The 25,120-nt window shown below is 35.1% G+C and carries 16 protein-coding genes; 7 read left to right on the forward strand and 9 right to left on the reverse strand.

Features of this window, described 5'->3' with window-relative positions; all coding sequences use genetic code 11:
* Positions 1 to 256: 256 nt before the first annotated feature.
* The 7 genes from AC3E9W_RS01335 to AC3E9W_RS01365 all read right to left on the reverse strand — a co-directional run bounded on the left by AC3E9W_RS01335 (position 257) and on the right by AC3E9W_RS01365 (position 15,171).
* On the reverse strand, positions 257 to 1,813 hold the full coding sequence (locus tag AC3E9W_RS01335) for a GH39 family glycosyl hydrolase (RefSeq protein ID WP_488766411.1): 1,557 nt from the start codon (positions 1,811 to 1,813) through the stop codon (positions 257 to 259).
* A 225-nt stretch (positions 1,814 to 2,038) separates the two neighbouring features.
* Positions 2,039 to 4,045, reverse strand: a complete 2,007-nt coding sequence (locus AC3E9W_RS01340; RefSeq protein WP_488766413.1) for a glycoside hydrolase family 97 protein — start codon at positions 4,043 to 4,045, stop codon at positions 2,039 to 2,041.
* A 256-nt stretch (positions 4,046 to 4,301) separates the two neighbouring features.
* Positions 4,302 to 6,701, reverse strand: a complete 2,400-nt coding sequence (locus AC3E9W_RS01345) for a glycoside hydrolase family 31 protein (RefSeq protein ID WP_488766414.1) — start codon at positions 6,699 to 6,701, stop codon at positions 4,302 to 4,304.
* Positions 6,702 to 6,993: 292 nt separating this feature from the next.
* Complete coding sequence (locus AC3E9W_RS01350; RefSeq protein ID WP_488766415.1) at positions 6,994 to 9,480, reverse strand: glycoside hydrolase family 2 TIM barrel-domain containing protein; 2,487 nt, start codon at positions 9,478 to 9,480, stop codon at positions 6,994 to 6,996.
* A 136-nt stretch (positions 9,481 to 9,616) separates the two neighbouring features.
* Positions 9,617 to 10,471, reverse strand: a complete 855-nt coding sequence (locus AC3E9W_RS01355) for a hypothetical protein (protein WP_488766416.1) — start codon at positions 10,469 to 10,471, stop codon at positions 9,617 to 9,619.
* Between the two features lie 17 nt (positions 10,472 to 10,488).
* Positions 10,489 to 12,069 carry a RagB/SusD family nutrient uptake outer membrane protein gene (locus AC3E9W_RS01360; protein ID WP_488766417.1) on the reverse strand — a complete coding sequence of 527 codons (1,581 nt, stop codon included), beginning with the start codon at positions 12,067 to 12,069 and terminating at the stop codon, positions 10,489 to 10,491.
* 12 nt (positions 12,070 to 12,081) lie between these two features.
* Positions 12,082 to 15,171, reverse strand: coding sequence for a SusC/RagA family TonB-linked outer membrane protein (locus AC3E9W_RS01365; RefSeq protein WP_488766419.1), 3,090 nt, complete (start codon positions 15,169 to 15,171; stop codon positions 12,082 to 12,084).
* 639 nt (positions 15,172 to 15,810) lie between these two features.
* Between AC3E9W_RS01365 and AC3E9W_RS01370 the strand changes: the two genes are divergently transcribed.
* The 6 genes from AC3E9W_RS01370 to AC3E9W_RS01395 all read left to right on the forward strand — a co-directional run bounded on the left by AC3E9W_RS01370 (position 15,811) and on the right by AC3E9W_RS01395 (position 22,681).
* Positions 15,811 to 16,527, forward strand: a complete 717-nt coding sequence (locus tag AC3E9W_RS01370) for an NUDIX hydrolase (RefSeq protein WP_306153638.1) — start codon at positions 15,811 to 15,813, stop codon at positions 16,525 to 16,527.
* Between the two features lie 24 nt (positions 16,528 to 16,551).
* Positions 16,552 to 17,253: an NUDIX hydrolase gene (locus tag AC3E9W_RS01375; protein WP_488766421.1), complete on the forward strand. Its 702-nt coding sequence runs from the start codon at positions 16,552 to 16,554 to the stop codon at positions 17,251 to 17,253.
* 164 nt (positions 17,254 to 17,417) lie between these two features.
* Positions 17,418 to 19,214: a translation elongation factor 4 gene (gene lepA / locus AC3E9W_RS01380; RefSeq protein WP_488766422.1), complete on the forward strand. Its 1,797-nt coding sequence runs from the start codon at positions 17,418 to 17,420 to the stop codon at positions 19,212 to 19,214.
* A gap of 105 nt (positions 19,215 to 19,319) precedes the next feature.
* Positions 19,320 to 20,786, forward strand: coding sequence for a hypothetical protein (locus tag AC3E9W_RS01385; RefSeq protein ID WP_488766423.1), 1,467 nt, complete (start codon positions 19,320 to 19,322; stop codon positions 20,784 to 20,786).
* A gap of 214 nt (positions 20,787 to 21,000) precedes the next feature.
* Positions 21,001 to 21,615 (forward strand): outer membrane beta-barrel protein, encoded by a 615-nt coding sequence (locus tag AC3E9W_RS01390; protein ID WP_488766425.1) that lies wholly within the window; start codon positions 21,001 to 21,003, stop codon positions 21,613 to 21,615.
* A gap of 109 nt (positions 21,616 to 21,724) precedes the next feature.
* A complete protein-coding gene (locus AC3E9W_RS01395; protein ID WP_488766426.1) occupies positions 21,725 to 22,681 on the forward strand; it encodes a helix-turn-helix transcriptional regulator in 957 nt (318 codons plus the stop codon).
* Between the two features lie 39 nt (positions 22,682 to 22,720).
* On the opposite strand, the gene AC3E9W_RS01400 is transcribed toward AC3E9W_RS01395, so the two are convergent.
* Both AC3E9W_RS01400 and AC3E9W_RS01405 read right to left on the reverse strand, forming a co-directional pair.
* On the reverse strand, positions 22,721 to 23,218 hold the full coding sequence (locus tag AC3E9W_RS01400; protein ID WP_488766428.1) for a DinB family protein: 498 nt from the start codon (positions 23,216 to 23,218) through the stop codon (positions 22,721 to 22,723).
* A 27-nt stretch (positions 23,219 to 23,245) separates the two neighbouring features.
* Positions 23,246 to 23,728: a DinB family protein gene (locus AC3E9W_RS01405; RefSeq protein WP_488766429.1), complete on the reverse strand. Its 483-nt coding sequence runs from the start codon at positions 23,726 to 23,728 to the stop codon at positions 23,246 to 23,248.
* 309 nt (positions 23,729 to 24,037) lie between these two features.
* Between AC3E9W_RS01405 and thiL the strand changes: the two genes are divergently transcribed.
* Entirely contained in the window at positions 24,038 to 25,087 is a 1,050-nt protein-coding gene (thiL, locus tag AC3E9W_RS01410) for a thiamine-phosphate kinase (protein ID WP_488766430.1), read from the forward strand.
* The last annotated feature ends 33 nt before the right edge of the window (positions 25,088 to 25,120 follow it).

Consider the following 25,120-nt stretch of genomic DNA (forward strand, 5'->3'; position numbering starts at 1 on the left):
GATTTAAAGATTTTGATTCCGCACGCATCATCTGCAAATCCAGTTAATAATTATATTTTATAATGTTTGTGGTTTTTTGTTTAATCCCGATTAATATTTTTTTTAACACATAGAATCATAGTTTTACCATTCGAAAAAGGCGTTACACTTGTTTAAATTCACATAGCTTTTCTATGTGTGAGAAACTAGTTTCTTTCCATTTTCTTTTATTCACAAAGAAAAAAATCTATGTTTCTATGTGTTTATTTTTTTTAATTTATTGTTTTATCAAATTTAGAAAAACAACATCATTTTCATTGATTTTTAATTCTTTAGAAAAAGTTCCTTTTGCGTCGATTGTAATTTTTTCTGTTGCAATTGGGTCTCCGTTATTTTTCTTTTTCATAGCATTGACCTGTTCACGCGTCAATTGACTTGGTTTATTTAAAGCCAGATAATCGGCATACACGTCATTTACTTTATAACCTACTTTATAAATTTCTAAAGTATATTTCCCTTTCTGCAATCCGTCAACTTCTACTTTTACCGTTCCTTTTTCTTTTGATGGAAGATCTTTAACATAATACGTCTGATTCCACATTTTCTCGCCTGGATGTGTATTAGTAAAATCCCAAAGCAAAATTTGCACATCACCTTTTGCATTTTTAGTCGTCCATGAAGTTTTATCTGAATTTTGAAGTTCTGTTTCTCCTAATTTATTTAAAAACTGATACGAGAAATACGCTGGTTTTTTGATTCCTTGTGTATTCAATAATCCGAAACCGCCGTGAAAAGGTGTAAATCTTGGTCCAGGTTCTTCAAAAATATCGGTAAAAACCCAGTAGGACATGGAGTTGGCTGCATTGCCAACTTGTTTTAATTTCTGCAAAATATAAGCTGCCGAATGATAACTGTCGTGAATTGGATCTGCTGGCGTATAAGACGAACTCCATTCTGTATAATGCAATTCTAAATTGGGTTTGGCCGAATTGGTGATTTGCTTACGCGAATTGATAACGTCTCCGCTAATGCTGTTTTCGTCTGGACTCAAAACGGTTCCCGAAGTTCCGAATTCGTCCAAATAACCTTGATTTACGCCATAGGTATGTGTCGATACAAAATCCATCGGAACATTGTTTTTTTCGCAAAACTCAATAGTTTCAGGAACCCATCCTGCACCCGCCGTTGCTGGTCCGCCAACTTTATAGTCTTTGTTTACGGCTTTTACGCCACGGGCTGCATAATCGTATAATTTGAAATATTCGGCCTGAGTTCCTGACCAGAAACCTGGAGACAAGTTTGGTTCGTTCCAAACTTCAAAATACCATGTTTTTACTTCTTCAACTCCGTATCTTTCTGTAAAATGCTGGGTTAGATTTTTAATTAGATCTTCCCATTTTTTATAATCTTTTGGAGGCGTAACATTTCCTTTCCACCAAAAAATAGTTTCTTTTCCGCTTGCCAGTGCATTCGGCATAAAGCCTAATTCGACAAATGGTTTCATTTTTAAACTCAAAATATAATCGAACAAAACGTCAACGTATTGGTAATTGTATTCTGGATTTCCTTTTGAATCTTCACGGTAAACTGCCATATCATCAGACAATAAACCATGAAAACGAATGTATTTAAAATCACATTCTTTTTTTGCCAATGCCAATTGCTGCTGCCAGTCGGCGCGAAGTCCTTCGTTGGCTCTTCCCGCTCCGATGCATTCTTTAAACATGGTGTTTAATTTTCCAGCCGATTTGCTGTAATCAACTTTTATCGTTCGGTTTTGTGCCATCAAATGGACTGAACTAATTAAAACTGCTGCTATTAAAAGTTTTTTCATTTGGAAATGGTTTTTTTAACCACAAATTGCACAAATTATCACAAATTTAATTAGCGAAAATTTGTGAAATTTGCGGTTATATTTCTTACACAGAATTCAATATTAAAAAATCTGTTTGATCTGCTAAATCTGCGAGAGCATAAATCTTTTAATGATTTTTAATCTGTGGCTAAATATTTTATTGTCTAATTATATGTTAGACGCACTGCTGTGCGTCTCTACGAATTATAACTTTTTAAATCTTACTGCTCCACCGCCGGCACCGCCTAAATTCAATTGTAATTTATCTGATGCTTTTACTGTTTTCTTCGAAATGGCAACTGCTTCCGGATTATTTTTTTGATCTGTTCCTTCGGCATCTACATAAATCTGCGCCTCGTAAGTGGCGTTCGGATCTAAAAATGATAATGAAACCTCAACTTTTCTTGGTTTTTCATTAGTCAAAGTGCCTAAATACCAATCAGCACTTTTTCTGTCTTTTCTTGCTGTTGTAATGTATTCACCGATTTTTCCTTCTACAATTTTAGTGTCTTCCCAATCTGTTGGAACATCTTTTAAGAATTGTAAAGCTGGTTTTCCTTCGTAGTTTTCTGGAAGATCGGCCAACATCTGAATTGGAGAATAAAGCACTACGTACAATGCCAATTGCTGCCCAACGGTTCCTTGAATTCTTTTTCCTGGATAACCTTGTTTTACCTCAACATCAAAAATTCCAGGCGTGAAATCCATTGGTCCAGAAAGCAATCTTGTAAAAGGAATAATGCTCAAATGGTTTGGCGGATTCCCTTCGCTCCAAGCGTTATATTCTTGTCCGCGCGCTGCTTCTCTCGAAACCATGTTTGGATACGTTCTTCTTTCTCCGGTATCTTTAATAGATTCGTGGTATAAAACGGCTAAATCATATTGCGCTGCTTTCTCTAAAATGTATCTGAAATAATTCACTCCAAATTGTCCGAAGTGCATTTGTTTCATATTCAACTTCGAGCCAACGTGACCGATTTTTACGGTATGAATTCCTAGTTTTTTGTATAAAGCAAAACCTTCGTCAACTTCTTTTAAATAGTTGATTAAGTTTGAACCTGTTTCGTGGTATCCTATTAATTCTACGTTTTTGCTTTTTCCGTAAGCTACTACTTTTTCTAAGTCAAAATTATCCGCACTTTTCGTGAAGCTGAACATGTGCATGCGATTTTCGTACCAAGCTGGTGTCCAGCCTTTGTTCCAACCTTCGATTAATAAGTGATTGAAACCTTCTTTTGCTGTAAAGTCAATGTAAGTTTCGGCATTTTTAGTTGTTGCACCTTGCTTGTCACTTTCCCAGAAAGTATATTTCCCAATGTGCATTCCCCACCAAATTCCTAAATATTTGTATGGTTTGAAATAAGATGCTGTGTTTTTTAATTTGTCTGGTTCGTTCAGATTTAATATCAAATAAGACGTGATTAATTCACCTGGATTTTCTCCAATCTGAATGGTTCTCCAAGATGATGTGAACGTCTCTTTTACGCGAACTTTTACGCCATCAGCCCAAGGCACTAAATCTGATTTTAATTCTGTTCCTTTTGTATTTACCAAAGTCATACTTGCAAAATCGTACAAGTTGGCTTCGTGAAAACTTAACGCCAATCCGCTTTTGCTTTCAATTGTCAGGGGAGTCAAAACGGTATCTAAAGTACTTACCGGAGCATCTTTAAACAGATATTCGTCACGGTCTGGGCGGTTTGCTGGAATCCACCATGCTTTTCCGTCTTCTTTTAGGTTGAAAGTAGTTTTTTCATCCATAATGAAAATACTGTCTTTCACATTTTGTTTTGGATAAACATATCTAAAAGCAACTCCGTCGTCAAACGCACGGAACTGGATTTGCAATTTTCTTTTGTTTCCTGTTTTTTGCTGTAAATCGACTACTAATTGGTTGTAGTGATTTCTAATGTTTTTCTTTTCTCCCCAAGCTTGTTCCCAAGTTTCGTCAAAAGTGGAAGTTTTGGCTCCTTTGATTTCGAAGTTGGTACTTAAATCTTCATTTCCTTTTAGTAAAAATCCCATATCTGATGGCGAAATCACTTCGGTTTTTCCGTGTGAAACGCCATATTTTGGAGCATTTTTTACTAACTCAAATTTGATTTTATTCTGACCGTTTGGTGAAGCCAGTTCATAAGCATTTTTTGTTTTCTGACTGTATCCGATTGTGATCGAAAGCAGTACGGCTGGGAGAATTAGATAGTTTTTCATAATATTTTTTTAATTTTTTGCCATAGATTAAAAGGATTCGAAAGGATTTTTTTCTTTTCTCTCGCTCCCGATAGCTATCGGGATAGCAGATTGAGCAGATTTTTTTTAATCTTTTTAATCCTTTTAATCTGTGGCTATATTTTTTTTAACCACAAATTGCACAAATTATCACAAATTTTAATTAGCGGAAATTTGTGTAATTTGCGGTTATCAATTTAAATTAGTGCAATTCGTGTAATTCGTGGCGAACTAACTTTTATTTTACCCACTCCGTTTTGAAAGTGGTTTTTCCGTTTAATGGATTTGCGTTTACTTCGAAATTATTTCCGTTTTTAGTTACTTTGATTTCTTGTAACGCATCTCCGTTTGGCAGGTAAACTTTCGCGGAAGCGGCATTTGTTTTATCACTTGCAAAAACTTTCAACGTCAATTTGCTCCAATCCATATCTTTTGTAGACTGCGCTAAACCGATGTGCGGAATTGCTGTTCCGTCTTTCACCAAAACAATAATAGGAATTTCGCCCGCTTTGATTTTATGCCATCCTGACTGATACACTTTTTTAGTTTGATAATCGATCCAAGTTCCTTCTGGAAGGTAAACATCTCTTTCTTCAACCTCTTCAAAAAGCGGTGCAACTAACATGCTTGAACCGAATAAATATTGATTGTCAACTAGCCAAGCGCCCGGGTCATTTGGATATTCTACAAATAAAGCACGCATCATTGGCAATCCTTTTTCTGAACTTTCTTTAGCTTGAGCGTAGATATATGGCATTAATTCGTAACGCATATTATCTGCTTTTCTAAATCCTTCCAAGAAATCTTTGCTGTATAACCAAGGTTCGCGAGGTGGCTCTCCGTGGCTTCTTACGTGCGACGTTAACATTCCGAATGGTGTCCATCTTCTGTAAATATTCTCAGGAGATTTTGTTGCGAAACCTCCAACATCGTGACTCCAGAAACTGAATCCTGAAAGCCCTAATGAAAGTCCGCCGCGTAATTCTGCCGACATTGCACCATTTGTTGTTTCAGAATCTCCTCCCCAATGTAATGGGTAACGTTGAGAACCTGCCCAAGTGCTTCTCGCCCAGATTAAAGTATATCCTTTTTCTTTCTGAGTGATTTCGGCAACGGCTTTGTTGTAACGCAACGGATATAAATTATGCTCGTAGAAACCTGTTCTTCCAGAATGATAAATTCCGTCTGGCGGTGCAGCTTCACCAAAATCTACTTTGAAAACCGCTACGCCTTCATCAAATAATTTTTTCAATTTTCCTTGGTACCAAGAAATCGTTTCAGGGTTTGAGAAATCTAAAACAGCATCTTCGTAAGGAAGATTTCCTTTTCTGTCTCTAACTGCCAAATTCTTGTCCATGATTTCTGGAAACAATGTATTCTTTGGAGTGAAATATGGCAATTGCCAAAGACAAACTTGGAAACCGTCTTTCTTTAAATCAGACATCATTTTTGTCGCGTCTGGGAAACGAGATTTTGCAAACTCGTAATTGTTTCTCCAATCTACATCAAACCAACCTGTATCAAAGTGAATTACATCTGTTGGGATTTTGTATTTTCTTAAATCTCTGGCAACGTCACGTCCTTCTTTTTCTGAGAAATACGTAATACGGCTCATCCAGAAACCGAATGACCAAAGTGGTGGCATTGCAGCTTTTCCTGTCAAGTTTGTATATTGATCTAAAACGTCTTTTGGTTCTCCGATAAAGAAAAACAAATCGGCTTCGTCATCACCAATGTACATTTCGTTTGCACTTGAAAAGTATTTTCCAAAGTCCACTGTAATTGGGGTTGAATGATGCATGAAAACTCCATAACCACGGCTGCTCATGTAAAACGGAATCGGTTTGTACATCGTTTCATTTTGGATTCCGTTGGCATCATCCGTCCATAAAACTACTTTTTGACCGCGTTTGTTGAATTGTGTGAAGGATTCTCCACAACCAAATATTTTTTCATCTGGTTCTAAACTGAACGCTGCACCCATACTTCTGGAATAATCGCTGTTTCTGCGAACATAAGAAAACGGAAGTGTCGGCGTGTACGTATTTTTAAAATCCGTATCGTGAAGCGTACTTGTCAGCAGTTTTCCTTTTTCATCGTAGATTTTTACGTGCCAAGGTTTTGTCAAAATTTCGACTTTTCCATGTTTGCTTGTATAACTGTGACCGTCTTCGATTTTAGCATATTTCCATAATTCTGGATGATTTGGCGCTACGCCGTCAACCAGCATTAATGACTCTTTTTGTGGATGAAATTGCGGTCCAGAAGTGGTTTTGATTCTAATTGTTCTATCAGAAACAAACTGAATTTCAAAAGGCAAAACTGGAGATTCTGCGTATTCTGTTGTTGGGAATTCGTTGGCTTTTTCCACATCTGGTTTCATCATCATGTTGTTGAAAGCCTGACGCGTTTTGTAATTGTATCTCAAATATTTAATAGTTCCTTTTCCTGTTGCCGGGTCAAAAGAAGCTAGTTCATCTGCAAAATAAAAGGTGTTCAAATAGTTCTGAAAATCTTTGCTGATATCGATCGGTGCGTTTAATACGTCTGCATTCTGAATTTGTGCTGAAGCATTTGGAACGGTTAGAAGTCCAAAAGCACAAATCGAGAACAGGGTTTTTAAATGTGATTTTTTCATTTGGTTATTTTTTATTTTTTCATCCTGCAAGGTTTTCAAAACCTTGTAGGTTTAAACTTTTACTAATTTTAACACATAGAATCATAGCTTTTCTTTGCGTTAAAAAGGCATTTCATTTGTTTAAAAGCACATAGCTGTATGTGTTTTTTACCACAAATTGCGCAAATTTTCACAAATTATAATTCGCGGTAATTTGTGTAATTTGTCGTCATATATTTTTTAAAATCTATGCCTTAAATTCATACCTACAAGGTTTTTCCCGACGCTTCGGGATTGCAGGAGCGCAAACTTATTATTCTGCCGTAATTACAATCGCGGCTTGTTTTAATCCGTTTGCTTTAGCAGTTAATTCTAATCTTCCTGTTTTATTTGAAGATTGAATGATCACTAAACATTTTCCAGCCAACGCCGTGTGTTTTATTCCTTTGTACGGTTCGTGACTTACTGGATCACCGCTACAAACACCAACGATTTTTCCGTCTCCTTTTAAAGAGAAATTAATTTCGTTATTCGCATTTGGCGCTAAAGTTTCGTTAGCATCTAAAATATCAACCGTTACAAAAGACAAATCATTTCCATCAGCTTTTATTGTAGCTCTGTCTGCAGTTAATTTTAATTGTGAAGGATTTCCAGCGGTTTTGATTTCTTTTTCTAAAACTACTTTTCCGCCTTTACGAGAAATCGCTTTAAGCGTTCCTGCTTCGAAAGGTATTCTCCACATTACGTGTAAATCGTCTCCTTTTTTAGCTCTTTTTCCAACTGATTTTCCGTTTACAAAAAGTTCTACCTCATCGGCATTATTGTAATATGACCAAACATCAACCGTTTGTCCCGCTTTCCAATTCCAATGTGGAAAAATGTGAAGGACATCTTTTTTCGTCCATTCACTTTGGTACATATAATATACGTCTTTCGGGAAACCGGCTAAATCGACAATTCCGAAATACGAACTTACCGATGGCCATTCGTATGGAGTTGGTTCTCCGATATAATCGAAACCTGTCCAAACGTACATTCCTGCTAAGAAATCGTGTTTTTTAATGATTTTCCAAGTTGCTTCGTGCGTTGAACCCCAAGGTGTCTGCACTTGATCGTAAGCTGAAACGGTATTTCCAGGATTTCCTTCTGTAAATTTAAGATCCCATCTTACTGGCCATTTTTTGATGGTGTCTGAAACCGCATCATAATATCCTCTCGTCTGTAAACCCGAAGTCGTTTCAGTTGCAATGAAAGGCGTTTTTGGGAAATTTTTCAAATGATGTTCAAATGTCTGATGCGCATAATTGTAGCCAATCAAATCTAAAACTCCTGATCCTGCAAGCGGATTAATAGAAACATCTTTTTTCTCAAATTGCAAAGTCACCGCATCAATATTCATGTTTACCGGTGGATTCATTCCTGCAGTCAACGGACGTGTTTTATCGTACTCACGTGTAATGGCTGCTAATTCTTTTGCAATTTCAACACCTGTTTGGCTCCATTGTTCTGGAATTTCATTTCCAATACTCCACATAAAAATACTGGCGTGATTTCGGTCGCGCAGTAATTGATCAATTAGATCTTGTTTGTGCCATTTGTCCCAATCGTTTCCGTAATCGTATTTGGTTTTCGTTTGTTTCCACATGTCAAAAGCTTCGTCCATCACGATGAAACCCATTTTATCACAAAGTTCTAAAAGTTCTGGAGCGGGAGGATTATGAGAAGTTCTGATTCCGTTTACACCCATTTCTTTTAGGATTTCCAACTGACGTTCGATAGCGCGTGTGTTGATTGCTGAACCCAACGGACCTAAATCGTGGTGCATACAAACTCCCTTTATTTTGACTTGCTTTCCATTCAAAATAAAACCTTTGTTGATATCAAATTTAAAATCTCTGATTCCGAAAGTGGTTTTGTATTGATCGATTATTTTATCGTCAAGCGAAATTTCGGTAACTGCCGTATACAATTCCGGGTTTTCATCTGACCACAATGCAGGATTTTCAACCTCAGCCGATTGGTTTAAAGTTTGGTTTTCGCCAGCATTGATTGTTATATCTTGAGTAACCGATGTTACTTCTTTGTCTTCTTTAAAAATAGTTGTGATTACAGTTGCCTTTTTAGCTTCTTTGTATTGATTTTTAATCGTTGTTTCAATATTTACCGAAGCTTTTTCAGCTGTAATTTTTGGAGTTGTAATGTAAGTTCCCCATAATCCAACGTGCAATTTATCTGTGGTTTCGATCCAGACATTTCTAAAAATTCCTGAACCCGAATACCAGCGTGAATTAGGCTGTTTTGAATTGTCAACCTTAACAATTATTTCGTTGTTTTTTTCTCCATAATTTAAAAACTTAGAGATTTGATATTGAAAGCCAATATAGCCATTTGGACGTTTTCCTAAATAATGACCGTTTACCCAAACTTCACTGTTTCTGTAAACGCCATCAAAAGTAATTGAAGTTACTTTTGTGCTGTCTTGTGCAGCAACTTTAAATGTTTTTTTGTACCAGCCTAAACCTCCGTTAAGCGATCCTCCACCGTAACCGCCAGGACTTTTTTCATCAAATTTTCCTTCGATGCTCCAATCGTGAGGTACGTTTAAAGCTCTCCATTTGGTTGAAGTTCCGATAGTGTCTTTATCAATTATACTATCATTAAGATGAAAACTCCAATCTGCATTAAAAGAAACTTTTCTGTTTACAAATGCATCTTCTTTTTTAGCGCAAGAATTCAAGAAAAGAACTCCAGCTGCGATTGCCCATAAACGTATATTTTTTATGTTTTTTCTAATATGCATAGGTACTTTTTATTTTTTGGAATTTGAAGATAGAAATAAAAAACGATTTCATTTATTTCTTCATAAAATAATTTAAGTCTCAGTCTTAAAGCATATTAGAAACATGTTTAAAACTGAGACTTCAAAACTAACTAACTTATGATTTTGGCTTGTAGTGGAATACAATTAAGCAAACTCCTTCACCAGTTCTACTTTTGTCTCGTATAACAGCAAGTCTCATAGAAGTTGCTGTAAGCTCAACTACTTTTACACTGATCCAGTTGCTGCAGTCTCCATAATAGTCTCCACCATAAAGCATTTCTACTCCACCATTAAAAACTAATTTATTATTTGCAATATCAAATGAATAGGTTCCTTTTTTTGTTGTTTGAGTGTTGTTTGCAATCGCTGTTTGCGTAACCGATGTATTATAATTTCCATTCAAATCAAAATACATTTGTCCCCAATCTTTATTTGCCATTACCCAAGAATTGCTTGCATAGTCTGGTAGCCAGCTCCAGTTATCTCCAGATGCAGCTGGGTAATCTAAACCTGCCCATCCTACTGGATCAACGAAATCTAAAACCCAAGTTTTACCAGCAACACCATTTGTCAGCATTTCCCATTTTGGATCTCTAAAATAAGATTCATCATTTTCTGGAACATTTACTTCAACCGGGGCTGCTTCTACAGAACCTCCTCTTGTGTAAGCTGTGTAATAGATCTTATATTTTCCAGCAAAAGGTAAGATTACTTGGTCTGTGCTTTTGTTCGAATGTCCTAATTCATTTCCTGATGCATCTACATATTTCCAAAATGCAATAACAGTTGGGTCATCACTTTTAAAATTTACAAGATTTTTGTTTGTAGCATCTTGAGTGATAGAAAACTTAAGGGTTTCTGGTGTCAAAGTAACTGCTGGAAGGCTTTCGCGATCGTCAATTGCTTCACATGAAAATAACAGCGAACCAATCGTAACAGCTGCTATTAAAATATATAATATACGTTTCATAGTCATTTTGTTTTAAATTAATTCCAACCTGGATTTTGCTGAATAGTATTGTTCGAAAGTACAATCTGAGACTGTGGCAATGCAAACCATCCTAAAGTTTCTGGTCTAAAGGTTACTGCAAACTGAGAGTCTCCAGTATTGTTATCAATCGCAGCTTTCATCGCTGGCATTCCTTGTCTGATTAAGTCAAAATAACGTAATCCTTCCAATGCCAATTCTAAACGACGCTCTTCCATAATAACCGCTTTAGTTACCGGAATTCTATGTGTTGTGTTTTTGAAAGCACGATCACGAACTCTGTCTAAATCTGTTTGCGCTAATGCATCGTTTGTACCCAAATTCAATTCAGCCGCCATTAATAAAACATCTGCAAAACGAATAATTGCATAATCTTGATAGTTATCAATTTGGAAATTTCCTCCGTTTGCCTCAACAACTGCTGTTCCTGCTGCGTTGGTAATTGGACAATATTTTTTCCAAGAATATCCTGTATACTGACGCTGTTCTCTCGCTTGAGCATCAAAATTTAAATTTTCGCCTGCGTAATCAATAAACGAAGCTGCTTTTCTAGAATCTCCTGTTTCGTAAGCATTTACCAATTTAGGGTTAACCGTTGCTCCTCCCCATCCTGTTGCATATCTTCCGATTGCTCCACCACGTGGCGCAATGTTTACTTGGAAACGGTTTCCTTCATGAAGATCCCAGTTTCCTTTTCCTGATCCGTTAAAACGAACCGCCCAAACCATTTCCGTATTGTCTTCTCCAGCAAAATTTTCGAAAGAAGCCGCTAACCAAAGATTAGCAAAATCAGCAACTAAACCATGACCACTATTATTTACAGCATCATTAATATAAGTTACCACTTCTGTTTTTGAAACTACTCCAGCCAAATCTGTTTTGCTGTAAGCTCCGGTGTAGAATAAAAATGTTCTAGCCAAATAAGCTTCAGCTGCCCATTTTGTAATACGTCCGTAGTTTGCATTGCCTGCTTGCGAGTAATTTTCTGGCCCTAAATTGTCTGCAGCAAATTTTAAATCGTTTGCAATTAAAGCATAAGTAACTTCTGGTGCTTGTCTTGGCAATTCGAACTCACTTGTAGTTACAGTATGATCTAACGGAACAATATCTCCGAACATTTTTGCAGCTTGGAAATGAAAGTGTGCTCTTAAGAAACGCGCTTCAGCTTCGTAACGAGTTTTTAAAGCAGTGTCTGCTCCCCAGTTTACTTTATCCAGATTTTCTAACAAAATGTTAGCTCTGTAAATTCCAAGATAAGAGTTTGTCCACGTTAAGGCATTCATATCTTTATCTGTATTGTATTGAAAGCGATCCCATTGCAAATCTACTGTTGGATCTGCAATTCCAAATCCGCCGAAACAGTTGTCAGAAGCTTGCTCACTTACGATCAATTGCGTACCGTAAGCCTCTCTTTGCAAAATATCGTAAACCGCTACTAAGCCTTCAAAAGCGTCAGATGGAGTTTTATAAAAATTCTCCGTTACTTTATCTGTATATGGTTCATTTTCTAAAAAATCTTCCGAACAAGAACCCAAAACAAGTAAGCTTGAAAGGGCGAATAATTTTATATATGTTTTCATGATTTTCAAAATTTAAAAGTTAACATTTACACCCATCATATAGGTTCTTGGCTGCGGATAATATCCAACATCAATTCCTTTAGCCCAAGATTGGTTTACGTTTCCGAAACCAATTTCTGGATCCATTCCTTTGTACTTCGTGAAAGTATAAATGTTGTTTCCTGCCACATACAATCTGAATTTAGAGAAGAAACTTAATTTGTTTGTTAACTTCGTCAAATCGCATCCGATTGTAGCATTTTTAATTCTGAAGAAATCAGAATCCTGAATATACAAATCAGAGAATTTAGTATAGTTCCCATTATCGTCTGTTCCGTAAGTTACTCTTGGAATTCTGTTAGAAGTTCCTTCAGTTGTCCATCTGCCTAATACTTCTGTAGTATTGTTTGTGTAAGCACGAGTATAATCGTGAACTCCAAAAACGTTTTGTCCTCCAGCGATACCGTAAGTATTAATAGAGAAATCAAAAGCTTTGTATGATAATTCTAAATTAACACCGTAGTTAATATCTGGGTTCGGATCACCAATTTGTGTTTTATCGTTAGCATCGATTTTTCCGTCATTATTTAAATCTACGAAACGAACGTCTCCTGGCTGTGCATTTGGCTGAACGCCCGCTGCAACTTCAGCTGCATTTTGGAAAAGTCCATCTGTTTTTAATCCATAGAAATAACCCATTGGTTTTCCAACTTCAACACGGTTCATTTCGTCTAAACCTTGGAATAATACGTTAGATTCTCCATGAATAATTCCTTCGTTGTTTGCAATTCTCAAAACTTCATTTTGGTTACGAGAAAGGTTTGCATTTACTGCAAAATTCCAATCTTTTCCAAAACGTGTACGGTAAGACAATCCAATTTCAAAACCTTTATTGCTTACGTCACCACCATTAATGTAAGGTGCAGTTGCTCCAGCATAAGTTGGGATAGATGCCAATACTAACCAATCTTTAGTTTTCTTGTCATAGTAATCGAACGTTAAAGTAAAGTTTGTGAACAATGTAGCATCAAAACCTAAGTCTAACTGTTCAGAAGTTTCCCATCTAAGGTTACGGTTTGCTAACTGATCTGGGCTTGAACCTACTAATAAAGTTTCGTCGCCAGTTCCGAAGTGATACGTTTTGTCTGTTGAATTTACAGTAGACAAATAAGCAAATCTTCTACCAAATTGGTCGTTACCATTTTGTCCCCAGCTTGCTCTTAATTTGAAAGTATTCAACACTTTATTTTCTTTGAAGAAAGCTTCTTTATCTAAATTCCATCCCGCAGAGAACGATGGGAAAATAGCATATTTGTTGTCTGGACCAAATTCTGATGAACCGTCACGACGAACTGTTGCAGAGAATAAGTATTTATTGTTGTAATCGTACAATAAACGTCCGAAGTAAGACTGAATTGCATAATCTTTACGATTTCCTTTTACCACATTTGATGTTGGGTCTTTTGCGTTATCTAAATAAGCATGCTCAAAATCATCAAAAATCAAGTTCCTTCCTTGACCTTCCATATAATCTGAAGTGTTCTTTTTAGCAGAAGTACCAACTAAAACATCAAAATTATGAGCATCAGCAATGTTGAATTTGTATTGAAGTGTGTTTTCAAAAATCCATCCTAAAGATTTTGTAGCACTTTGCGTTACGCTAGAAACTGTATTATTATCATTTGATGAAAGAGAATAAACAGGTCTGAAAGAACGGTAGTTGCTATCTGTCATATCAACACCATAACTTGTTCTGAAAGTAAAGTTTTTTGCAAATTTCAATTCAGCAAAAATGTTACCTACATAACGATTTGTTTTAGTCTGGTTGAAGTTGTTGTAATATAAAGATCCAACAGGGTTGCTGATATCTTGAGAAATGATAGAACGAGCAAAATCTCCATTTGCGTCATACGCCTGATCAATTGGCGCAGCGTTTAAGAAGCTTCTAATTGCATTGCTGTAGATTCCGTCATCTGCAACACCGCTTGATTTGATGTTTGATAATGTAAAGTTTTCACCAATTTTCAAATAACCTTTAATTACTTCTGAAGTAGAATTTACAGAAAAAGTAACACGATCGTATTGAGATTGATTGGTAGAACCACCAATCATACCTTCCTGTCCGTAGTAAGACAAACCAGTTGCAATGGTAGATTTTTCGTCACCTCCAGTAATCAAAAGAGAGTGATTTTGTTTCATTGCACCTTCGTTAAAAAGATCTTTCTGCCAATCATGATTTGGAAATCCAGCAATTTGCTCTTTCGAATATAATGGAGCATATCCAGAATTTACACGAGCTTCGTTCATGATTGTTGTATACTCTTGTGTATTCATCAAATCCAGTTTTTTAGCAATTTGCTGAAAACCTGTGTAAGAGCTGAAAGACACATTCATTTTACCATCTTTTCCTTTTTTAGTTGTAACTAAGATAACTCCGTTTGCCGCTCTTGCTCCGTAGATAGAAGCTGCAGAAGCATCTTTCAAAACGTCAATCCTTTCAATAACAGACGGATCAAGATATCCAATTCCGTTATCTACCACTACACCATCAACCACATAAAGAGGATCGCTGTTTCCTGCTGTACCTGCTCCACGAATATTTACCACCATATTCGCTCCCGGCTGGCCAGAAGATGAAGTTACAGAAACTCCAGAAGCCTGACCTTGTAAAGCATTTACAACATCAAGACTGGCAACTTGCTGGATATCTTTTCCAGATACCAATGAAGTTGCAGCAGTATTTACTTTCTTCTTTTGAGTACCGTAACCAATTACTACGATTTCTTTAAGTTCTGCAGTTTCTGGATTCAAAACTACATTGACAACTTTTTGAGTTCCAACCGTAATATTCTGTGTTTTGAAACCCACAAAAGTGATTACCAAAACATCTCCTGTTTTAGCCTCCACTTTATATTTTCCATCAAAATCGGTAACAGTACTCGATTTTGTTCCCTGTACTTGTACAGTTGCACCTGGAACTCCAAATCCGTCTTCGGAAGAGGTGATTGTCCCACTTACAGTTTTGGATTCTTGAGCAAATCCAAACTGCATCATAAATACGCTAAGCAGCACCGCCATAAAATATGGAAGCTTTGTTGTTTTAATACAATTTTTGCTTTTCATAATAAGAATTGATTAAGTTTAAGTTATAGTTAGTAATCTTTACCCTAAGAGAAATCTGAAAAACTTCCCAAGCAGGTCATGCCAAAAAATGAGGGCCTGAATCTCATTTCTAACATTTAGTACTTGCAACGACTATAAGCAGATATTTTGAAAACTAAATCTTCATCCTATCAAAGCCGATTTTAATTTTACTTTTTGCTGTTGTTCTCAACATCCAAAAACCAATCGAAACCAACTTTTAAAAAAACAATTGTGGTAAGTTTAAGTTAAGTTTTATCTTTGCCTTTTAAACTTATAGTCAATTTGAATTTATCTTATGGTAAATTTGACTACAAGTGTAAAACAAATTTTCTATATTAACAAAATATTAGGGTTATTTTTTTTCGATTCTGATTAATCCTGATTCATTTTTATTAATGTTGTAAAATCTAAACAAGAATTGAAATAATTATTAAAGAAAAAACAACGTTTTATAAAATTGACAATCAGCCGTTTAAGAATACTCACAAACAAAGCAGTTTTTTAGCACATTTTTAAATGCTTGATTTTCAAAATTTTGTTTCGTTAAAAAAAATATAAGGCTTTCAAAAAGGTTAATAATGATTTTATTTATTTAATTTGTCAAAATTTATCTCATATATGGTTGAAAATGTAGACGACAAAACTGCTCAGAAAAATGAAAACAGCGCGATGAATGCCATCACGATTGACTGTGTAATTTTCGGTTTTGACAAAGGCAGTCTTGAAGTACTTTTGGTGCAGCATGCCGAAGGTATCAGTAAAGGAAAGTGGGGACTTCCAGGTGGATGGATTTATAAAAAAGAAAGCACAGACAATGCTGCTCATCGTTTATTGAATGAGCTTACGGGTCTTGATAATATTTATCTGGAACAGCTGAAAGCATTTGGAGATCCAGATCGTTTTCCGCTTCGACGCGTTATCACAATCGGATATTATGCTCTTGTAAAAAGAGAAGATTATAACATCAAAGCAGGTTTTACCGCTTCGGATGCGAAATGGTATAAAATCAACGAAATTCCAGATCTGATTTACGATCACAATGAAATTTTAGATTACAGCATAAAACATTTGAGAAATAAAGTTCGCCAAACTCCTATTGGTTTTAATTTATTGCCAGAGAAATTTACCTTATTGCAATTGATGCATTTGTATGGAGAAATTTTAGGAATCGAAATGGACAAACCAAACTTTAGAAGAAAAATTCTTCACATGAAACTTCTGGTGGCATTAGACGAAAAACAGCAGGATGTATCGCACAGAGCGGCACAATTGTACAAGTTTGATCCAGAAATCTATGAAAAACTAACTGAAAAAGGATTCAATTTTGAATTCTGATTTTAATAACACGACAACAACAAATTGACTGAAACAACTACTAATCATCATAAACCAGCCGTTGACGGAATCACAATTGACTGTGTTTTCTTCGGATTTAACAAAGAGAGTCTCGAGGTTCTCTTGGTTCAGCACGCTCAAGGCGAAAGTATGGGTAAATGGGGTTTGCTTGGCGGATGGCTTCAAATAGATGAAAGTGCCGACAATGCCGCACAACGTATTTTGCAGGAACTTACAGGACTTGAAGATATTTATTTGGAACAGCTGAAAGCATTTACAAATCCGCAGCGTGTTTTGGAAAGACGTGTTGTTACCATTGGTTATTATACGCTGGTAAATCGCGAAGATTATAATATCAAAGCGAGTTTAAAAGTTATCGAAGCAAAATGGTACAAAATCAATGAAATTCCGGAACTGATTTTTGACCATAACGAAATTCTAGATTTTAGTTTATTGCAATTGAGAAACCGTGTGCGCCAAGCACCAATTGGATTTAATCTTCTGCCCGAAAAATTCACTTTATTGCAGTTAATGCATTTGTACGAAGAGATTTTAGGAATCGAATTGGACAAATCTAATTTCAGAAGAAAAGTGCTTCACATGAAACTGCTTACCGCATTGGATGAAAAGCAAAAAGATGTTTCGCACAGAGCGGCCAAACTTTATAAATTTGACCCCGAAATGTACAAGAAATTAACAGAAAAAGGATTCAATTTTGAATTTTAATGCCATTTTTAATTCTTTACGCTCAACTATCCTTCAACTAGATTCCAGAATCCAAAACTTTGCGCTATCTTTGCGCCTTAATAACATGCTTAAAGCAATTGCTTTAGTCTGTTTTTGAACCCAAAAAATACTTAAAACTCGTTTTAGAGAACTGATATATACAAATGAAGAAGATACGTAATTTTTGCATTATTGCACACATTGACCACGGTAAAAGTACATTAGCAGACAGGCTTTTGGGCGCTACACAAACCGTTACAGCTCGTGAAGAAAAAGCACAATTGCTTGACAACATGGACTTGGAGCGCGAGCGTGGAATTACCATTAAGAGTCATGCCATTCAGATGGAATACAAATACAAGGGCGAAGAATATATCTTAAACTTAATTGACACTCCTGGACACGTTGACTTTTCATACGAAGTTTCAAGATCTATCGCGGCTTGCGAAGGAGCGTTATTAATTGTTGATGCTGCACAAAGTATTCAGGCACAAACGATTTCAAACTTATATTTAGCGCTTGAAAACGACTTGGAAATTATTCCAGTTTTAAATAAAGTAGACTTGCCAAGTGCTAATCCAGAAGAAGTTAGTGATGATATTATCGATTTATTAGGATGTAAATTAGAAGATATTATTCATGCTTCTGGAAAAACTGGTTTTGGTGTTGAGAACATTCTTGCTGCTATTATCGAAAAAATTCCAGCTCCAAAAGGAGATCCAGAAGAGCCGTTGCAAGCTTTGATTTTCGATTCTGTTTACAATCCATTCCGTGGAATTGAGGTTATCTTTAGAGTTGTAAACGGAGAAATCAAAAAAGGCCAGAAAATTAAATTCATGGCTACTGACAACGAATATTTTGCTGACGAAATCGGAACTTTAAAACTAAATCAAGTTCCTAAAAATGTGGTTTCTGCAGGAGACGTTGGTTACTTAATTTCTGGAATTAAAGAAGCGCGTGAAGTAAAAGTTGGTGATACAATTACCGATGCAAAAGTACCAACAACGAATATGATTACTGGTTTTGAGGATGTAAAACCAATGGTATTTGCCGGAATTTATCCTGTTGATACTGAAGATTACGAAGATTTACGTTCTTCTATGGAGAAATTACAATTGAACGATGCTTCTTTGGTTTTTGCTCCAGAAAGTTCTGCCGCTTTAGGTTTCGGTTTCCGTTGCGGATTCTTAGGAATGCTTCACATGGAAATTATCCAAGAACGTTTAGAGCGTGAGTTCGATATGACAGTTATTACTACAGTTCCTAACGTTTCTTATTTAGCTTATACTAAGAAAAATCCAGAAACACCTTTAGTAGTAAATAACCCATCAGATTTACCAGAGCCTTCAAAACTAGACAGAGTTGAAGAGCCTTTTATTAAAGCTACCATCATTACAAAAGCCGATTTCGTTGGAAACGTAATGAGTTTATGTATAGAAAAACGTGGTTTAATTACCAACCAAACCTATTTAACAACAGAACGTGTTGAGTTAAACTTCGACATGCCTTTAGCCGAAATTGTATTTGATTTTTACGATCGTCTAAAAACAGTTTCTAAAGGTTATGCTTCTTTCGATTATTCACCAATCGGAATGCGTACTTCTAAATTGGTTAAATTGGACGTTCTTTTGAATGCTCAAACAGTAGATGCACTTTCTGCTTTGATTCACGAAGACAATGCATACAACATCGGTAAAAAAATGACCGAGAAATTACGCGAATTAATTCCAAGACAGCAATTTGATATTCCGATTCAGGCTGCAATTGGAGCTAAGATTATCGCTCGTGAAACAATCAAAGCACTTCGTAAAGACGTTACCGCAAAATGTTACGGTGGAGATATTTCGCGTAAGCGTAAACTTTTGGAAAAACAGAAAAAAGGTAAAAAACGTATGCGTCAAGTAGGAAATGTTGAGATTCCTCAAGAAGCATTTATGGCTGTTTTGAAATTGAATGACTAGTTCCTTTTTTAGAAAATAGAGGAAAGAATATAGAATATAGAGGAACCCAATGACGAAAGTTGTTGGGTTTTTTGTTTAGATTTGAAAATAAAATATGACAACAAAATGGAAGAAATAAGCGGTGAAGAATTCGAAAGAATGATTAAAACTGGCAACAAATATTTTAATGATCTAGTCATTAATATTCACAAAGAAATTCTGTATAGCAAAATGTTCTTAAATGCAAATTTAGCATTTAAGAATATTGTTTTTAAAGGAAAAAAAATTGTTTTCGAAGGTATTGAAGGTGAAAAAATTAACAATGAGAGTTCGTTTGCTTTTGAAGATTGCAGTTTTTTTTGTGACATTGTATTTTCTTACTGTAATGTTAGTTCATTTACATTTGTTTCTTGTGTAATAAATAATAAGTTATTTCAAATAAGAAATTGCAACACAAACTTTATTTCGTTCCAAGAAAACAATCGCGACAGTAATAATATAAAACCAAATATCATTGAATCTGGAATAGTAAGAATTAATAGAGGAAAAATAAACTATCTTGAATTTGAAAATATTCTATTTAAAAATGGTTCCTTAAAAATTTCAGGATTAAAATCTATAGAAAGTTTTACAATGGAGAGATCTACATTAAACTCCGTTTTAATTTCAGATTGCATCTTTAGTGATTACTTTGATTATTTAGGAAATACTATCTTATCTGAATCGAGTAGTTTTTTTACTAATTGTGATTTTCCAATTTCTACTTTTTTTGAAACTAAATTCAATAATAAAACTCATTTTAACAAATGCACATTTGTTGGTAGCGCCTCTTTTCAATCTATTAATAATGAGACTGACAGCGATATTAAGTTCACAAATTGCGATTTTAAGAAATTCACTGATTTTGATAAATCAAAAATTCAAAAAATAAGATTTGAAAAAACTAAATTCGAAGACTTTGTTTCATTTCAAGAGACAAATTTTGATATTATTGAAATAGATAAAACAAACTTTGAAAAAGGAGCTTTTTTCGACGACATTCAAATTAAAAAAATTAATAATTGTGATAGAAGAACAATTCGAACAATAAAACAACAACTTCAAAAAGCAGAAAATAGAATTGATTATAATCGTTTCAGAGTTTATGAGTTCAATGCCTACAGAGATGATATTAAGAGAAAACTAAAAGAATTTGAAAAAGATAAAAATCATTTACTTCATAGAGCAAGAGAACCAATTCAATTAAGAAGAGATGGTTTCATTTTATTGATAAGCGATATAGTTTCTGAATATGGTACAGATTGGAAAAGAGCTTTGAAATTTACTCTGCTTTCTGGATTAATTCTCTATTCATTGTTTTTCATTTGCGAAAATTACGAATATAAAATAGACTTATTTAACTGGATGAATTTAAGTCGATTTATCTCAGGTTTATTTAGATTTTTTCTTGTCACAGATTTTTATAACCCTTTAGATAATGGTAGAACTTACCTAACTAGTCCATTTAGCTGGCTGATTTTTATTTTTGGAAAAATTGTAATTGCTTTCGGCATTTATGAAATGATTCAATCCTTTAGAAAATTTAAGGCTTAACAGTTACCAAATTGAGAATATATACTAACCCAATGACGAAAGTTGTTGGTTTTTTTGTTTGTTTTCCAAATTAAATTAAAAAGACAAAACCTACAAATTTATCCAAATTTTACCTTGAAAGATTCAATATTAACGCGTTCGACTAAACTTCGAGGCTTTTCGAAGCATGTATTGTATTTTTAATCTTACAAACAATTTAAAAATATGTAAGATTATGAAAACCAAATTATCAGTTATTTTAGCACTTTTTACCTTTTGTTTCGCAAATGCACAGCAAGACCAAGTTGATTCTGAAATGAACTCTGCAAAAGGTATCACTTTTAGTAACGGAGATATGTTCATTGAAGGTTCTGTGCAAATTAGTACAGGAGGAGATCGCGATTTTTATGCACTTAATCCAAAATTTGGATATTTCTTAAATGACAAATTCGCTGTCGGAGGGCAAGTTAGCTTTTCGAGTGACAAATATGAATCTACCGAAACTAAAACGGATATTTTTGGTATAGGCGCTTTTGCAAGATATTATGTATTGGAGCTAGATAAAAAACGTTTTAAAGCATATGGAGAGCTTGGTTTAGGTTATGGAAGAAATAAAACAGAAATTGAAGGAATTGAAGACACGGACAATAGTGTAACTGCTAACATTAATATTGGGTTAAACTATTTTGTAACCAAAAACATTGCTGTTACCTTTACTTTGGCAGATATTTTATCTTATAATAGTGTATCTCCTGAAAATGGTCCATCATCAAATACTTTCGAGTTAAACATCAATTTATTTGAAAATATCTTCGATCAGCCGAAATTTGGCTTATTGTATAGATTTTAATTTTTTTACAATTTAAAATCGAAAGCTGTCTCAATTTGGGACAGCTTTTTTTGTTCTATAAATACCAAACCTTAGTAACTTAGCAACTCAGAATCTTAGAACCTTAAAAATGGACGAAACCCCAAAACGATTTGACCGAATTGTTGCTATTCTCATTCAGTTGCAATCTAAAAAGATTGTGAAAGCACAGGAATTAGCCGATCGTTTTGAGTGCAGTTTAAGAACCATTTACAGAGATATTAGAACGCTTGAGGCTTCGGGAGTTCCTATTTATAGTGAAGCCGGAGTTGGTTATGCTTTGATGGAAGGTTACCGACTTCCGCCTGTTATGTTTACGCGCGAAGAAGTAAGCAGTTTTATCGCAGCAGAAAAACTGATGCAGAAATTTACTGATCCTTCTTTAGGGACACATTACGCATCGGCGATGTACAAGCTAAAATCGGTTTTGAGAAGTAACGATAAAGATTATCTTTCGAACATCGAATCGAGAATTGTAATGCAGGATGGAGAACCGATGTTTAATGATAATTCGCCGAATACTTTGGCGGTTTTGTTTGAAAGTATTGCCGAGAAAAAGCAAATTCTTTTAACGTATAAAACTTTTGATAAAGACGAAACTACTCAGCGAAATATAGAACCTGTCGGCGTTTTTCACGATCATAATAGCTGGTATTTTTTAGGATATTGCCACCTCAGAAAAGATTACCGTCAGTTTCGAACGGATAGAATTTTGGAACTTAAAAAAACAGAACTTGATTTCACGATCGAACATGATTCTCTGGAAACTTATTTAACCAAAAACGAAACGATTCCGACCACAAAGGTTCGAATTTTAGTTCAAAAAAAAATCGCACGATATCTGGTTACCGAAAGGAAATACCACGGATTTATTTCTCAAAAAGAAATAGGCGACGAAATCGAAATGACGTTTATGTCTCATAGTTTGCAAGACGGTTTTCCGCGCTGGTTTTTGATGTTTGGCGATTATGCCAAAATTCTAGAACCAGAATCTCTCAAAACGAGGGTTTTAGAATTATTAGAAATTAACAAAAAACGACTTTTATAAAAAAACTCCTGAGAAAATCTCAGGAGTTTTTTTATAGATTTATTGATGTTTTACAACATTATAAAAATTATAATCGGTGTTTGTAGCATCTGTAATTCCGATATTTCGTCCCATTGTTACAATCTGGCCTCGATGGTAAGTCCCGTGATTTATAACTTGGAGTAAATATTCAGAAATGGGCAGTTCGCACTCAAACCACGGATTTACAATTTTTACTTCTTTTTCTAAATCTTCATCCGACAATGAATTGATAAGATGTTTCAATTTTGTAGACGAATTTAATAATCCAGCAAATATTTCTTCTTTTGACAATTCGCTCTCTTCTTTCTTTTCTAATAATGAAGATTCGGAAATGACAGAAAACCAATATTCTTCAGTAGACCAGATATGATCGAGTGTTTTTATAATAGTCGAAAAACTTGACGGCATTTCGGTATAAAGCAGTTCATCTGATTTAGGCGAAAGCCAATTCACAAATTGCTGATTTACCCATAAATTATAATCTGCATAATTGGACATTATTCTTTTTAAACTCATAGTCGAAAATTTTAATTTAATTAAAAATTATGGTCTTTCCCAGAAAAATGGAGGCTCAATGTTTAAAGCTCTTAAATATAGGTAAGCTTGACCGCGATGATGCACTTCATTATCAACAAAATACAAAATATTATGGATAATAGGAAATTCATACTGACCAAATAAATTAAAAGTTTCGCTAAAATCTTCAATAGACAATTGTTCCCAGTATTTGTTGATTTCTTCTGTAGCTTGATCCCATTTTTCAAGATATTGCGCCTTAAAAATTAACTTTTCCTCCCCTTCTGTATACGGTTTGCTATCGCGGTTTACAATTCCTTTCAATGCAGGAGCCGCAATTGCTAAAAGTTCGTCAACTAGTTTTGCAAAAGGTCGCATTCCTCCAATCGAAAATTCGAAGAAATCTTTTTCTGGAAAAGCTTCAATTACACGACGTGTTAAAGCTCTATGACCTTGCCAATGTTTCAATAAATCTTCTGGTGTAATAACTTGTGCAGCTAATGTTTTCATGGTTTTAAAGTTTTAAAATTTCTATATGTCAAAATTAAAATGGGTCGGTGACAACAGTTTGTCAGCAGCAAAAAAATATTTTAAAATTATTTTTCCTCCCAATAAAACGACATGGAAATCCTGTGCGCAGACGTTATACAGACTGTGTATAAACGGCACGGACATACGGGGCGTAGACGCACTGCAGTGCGTCTCTACAGATATACAGGACGTTTATAAAATCTCAGGAGCTTAGAAACTTAAAAACTTAGAAGCTTTAAAAAAATCCTTTGTACCTTTGCAACTTAATAACTTTGGAACTTAACAGAAATGATTGAAGATAAAAATCAGCAGAGAACTAGCATAGCACAATTGGGCGAATTCGGTTTAATTGAGCATTTAACCAAAAACTTTGATGTTACTCAAGAGTCTACTTTAAAAAGTATTGGTGACGATGCAGCCGTTCTTGATTTTAAAGACAAAAAAGTAGTTGTTTCGACAGATTTACTTATTGAAGGAGTTCACTTCGATTTGGCTTATATGCCTTTAAAGCATTTAGGCTACAAAGCGGTCGTGGTAAATGTTTCTGACATTTGTGCTATGAATGCAAAACCGACTCAAATTACGGTTTCGGTTGCCGTTTCAAATCGTTTTCCGCTTGAGGCTTTAGAAGAATTGTTTGCCGGAATTACGCTTGCTGCGAAAGAATACAAAGTTGACGTTATTGGCGGTGATACAACCTCATCTCAAAAAGGATTAATCATTAGCATTACGGCAATTGGTGAAGCTGACGAAAATGAAATCGTTTACAGAAACGGAGCACAAAAAACAGATTTGTTGGTTGTAACTGGAGATCTTGGCGCTGCTTATATGGGATTACAAGTTTTGGAACGCGAGAAACAAGTTTTCCAAGTTAACCCAAACAATCAGCCAGATTTAGATCCTTATACGTATTTGGTAGAACGCCAATTGAAGCCTGAAGCGAGAAAAGACGTACGCACTTTGCTTCATGCTTTAGAAATAAAACCTACCGCGATGATTGATATTTCAGACGGATTATCTTCTGAAATTATGCATATCTGCAAACAATCTAAAGTAGGCTGTAATTTATATGAAGATAAATTGCCACTAGATCCGCAGTTTATTTCTACTTGCGAAGAATTTAATATTGACAGTACCACAGTTGCTATTAATGGCGGCGAAGATTACGAACTTCTATTTACGATTGACATTAATGATTTTGACAAAATAAAAGGAAATCCGAATTTCTCTGTTATCGGACACATGGCAGAAGAAAATGAAGGAATACATCTTGTAACCCGCGCGAATACAAAAATTGCTTTAAAAGCACGCGGATGGGATGCTTTGAGTGAAATTTAAAGAAACTCCAATAAAAAAATTCCAAATTCCAAT

This window comes from Flavobacterium sp. 38 (assembly GCF_057799715.1).

Bases quoted from the DNA above. Each gene is read 5' to 3' on its own strand.
- lepA (WP_488766422.1), top strand. From the start codon at position 17,418: ATGAAGAAGATACGTAATTTTTGCATTATTGCACACATTGACCACGGT.
- AC3E9W_RS01340 (WP_488766413.1), bottom strand. From the start codon at position 4,045: ATGAAAAACTATCTAATTCTCCCAGCCGTACTGCTTTCGATCACAATC.
- AC3E9W_RS01345 (WP_488766414.1), bottom strand. From the start codon at position 6,701: ATGAAAAAATCACATTTAAAAACCCTGTTCTCGATTTGTGCTTTTGGA.
- AC3E9W_RS01390 (WP_488766425.1), top strand. From the start codon at position 21,001: ATGAAAACCAAATTATCAGTTATTTTAGCACTTTTTACCTTTTGTTTC.
- AC3E9W_RS01355 (WP_488766416.1), bottom strand. From the start codon at position 10,471: ATGAAACGTATATTATATATTTTAATAGCAGCTGTTACGATTGGTTCG.
- AC3E9W_RS01360 (WP_488766417.1), bottom strand. From the start codon at position 12,069: ATGAAAACATATATAAAATTATTCGCCCTTTCAAGCTTACTTGTTTTG.
- AC3E9W_RS01400 (WP_488766428.1), bottom strand. From the start codon at position 23,218: ATGAGTTTAAAAAGAATAATGTCCAATTATGCAGATTATAATTTATGG.
- AC3E9W_RS01370 (WP_306153638.1), top strand. From the start codon at position 15,811: ATGGTTGAAAATGTAGACGACAAAACTGCTCAGAAAAATGAAAACAGC.
- AC3E9W_RS01405 (WP_488766429.1), bottom strand. From the start codon at position 23,728: ATGAAAACATTAGCTGCACAAGTTATTACACCAGAAGATTTATTGAAA.
- thiL (WP_488766430.1), top strand. From the start codon at position 24,038: ATGATTGAAGATAAAAATCAGCAGAGAACTAGCATAGCACAATTGGGC.
- AC3E9W_RS01395 (WP_488766426.1), top strand. From the start codon at position 21,725: ATGGACGAAACCCCAAAACGATTTGACCGAATTGTTGCTATTCTCATT.
- AC3E9W_RS01350 (WP_488766415.1), bottom strand. From the start codon at position 9,480: ATGCATATTAGAAAAAACATAAAAAATATACGTTTATGGGCAATCGCA.
- AC3E9W_RS01335 (WP_488766411.1), bottom strand. From the start codon at position 1,813: ATGAAAAAACTTTTAATAGCAGCAGTTTTAATTAGTTCAGTCCATTTG.
- AC3E9W_RS01365 (WP_488766419.1), bottom strand. From the start codon at position 15,171: ATGAAAAGCAAAAATTGTATTAAAACAACAAAGCTTCCATATTTTATG.
- AC3E9W_RS01385 (WP_488766423.1), top strand. From the start codon at position 19,320: ATGGAAGAAATAAGCGGTGAAGAATTCGAAAGAATGATTAAAACTGGC.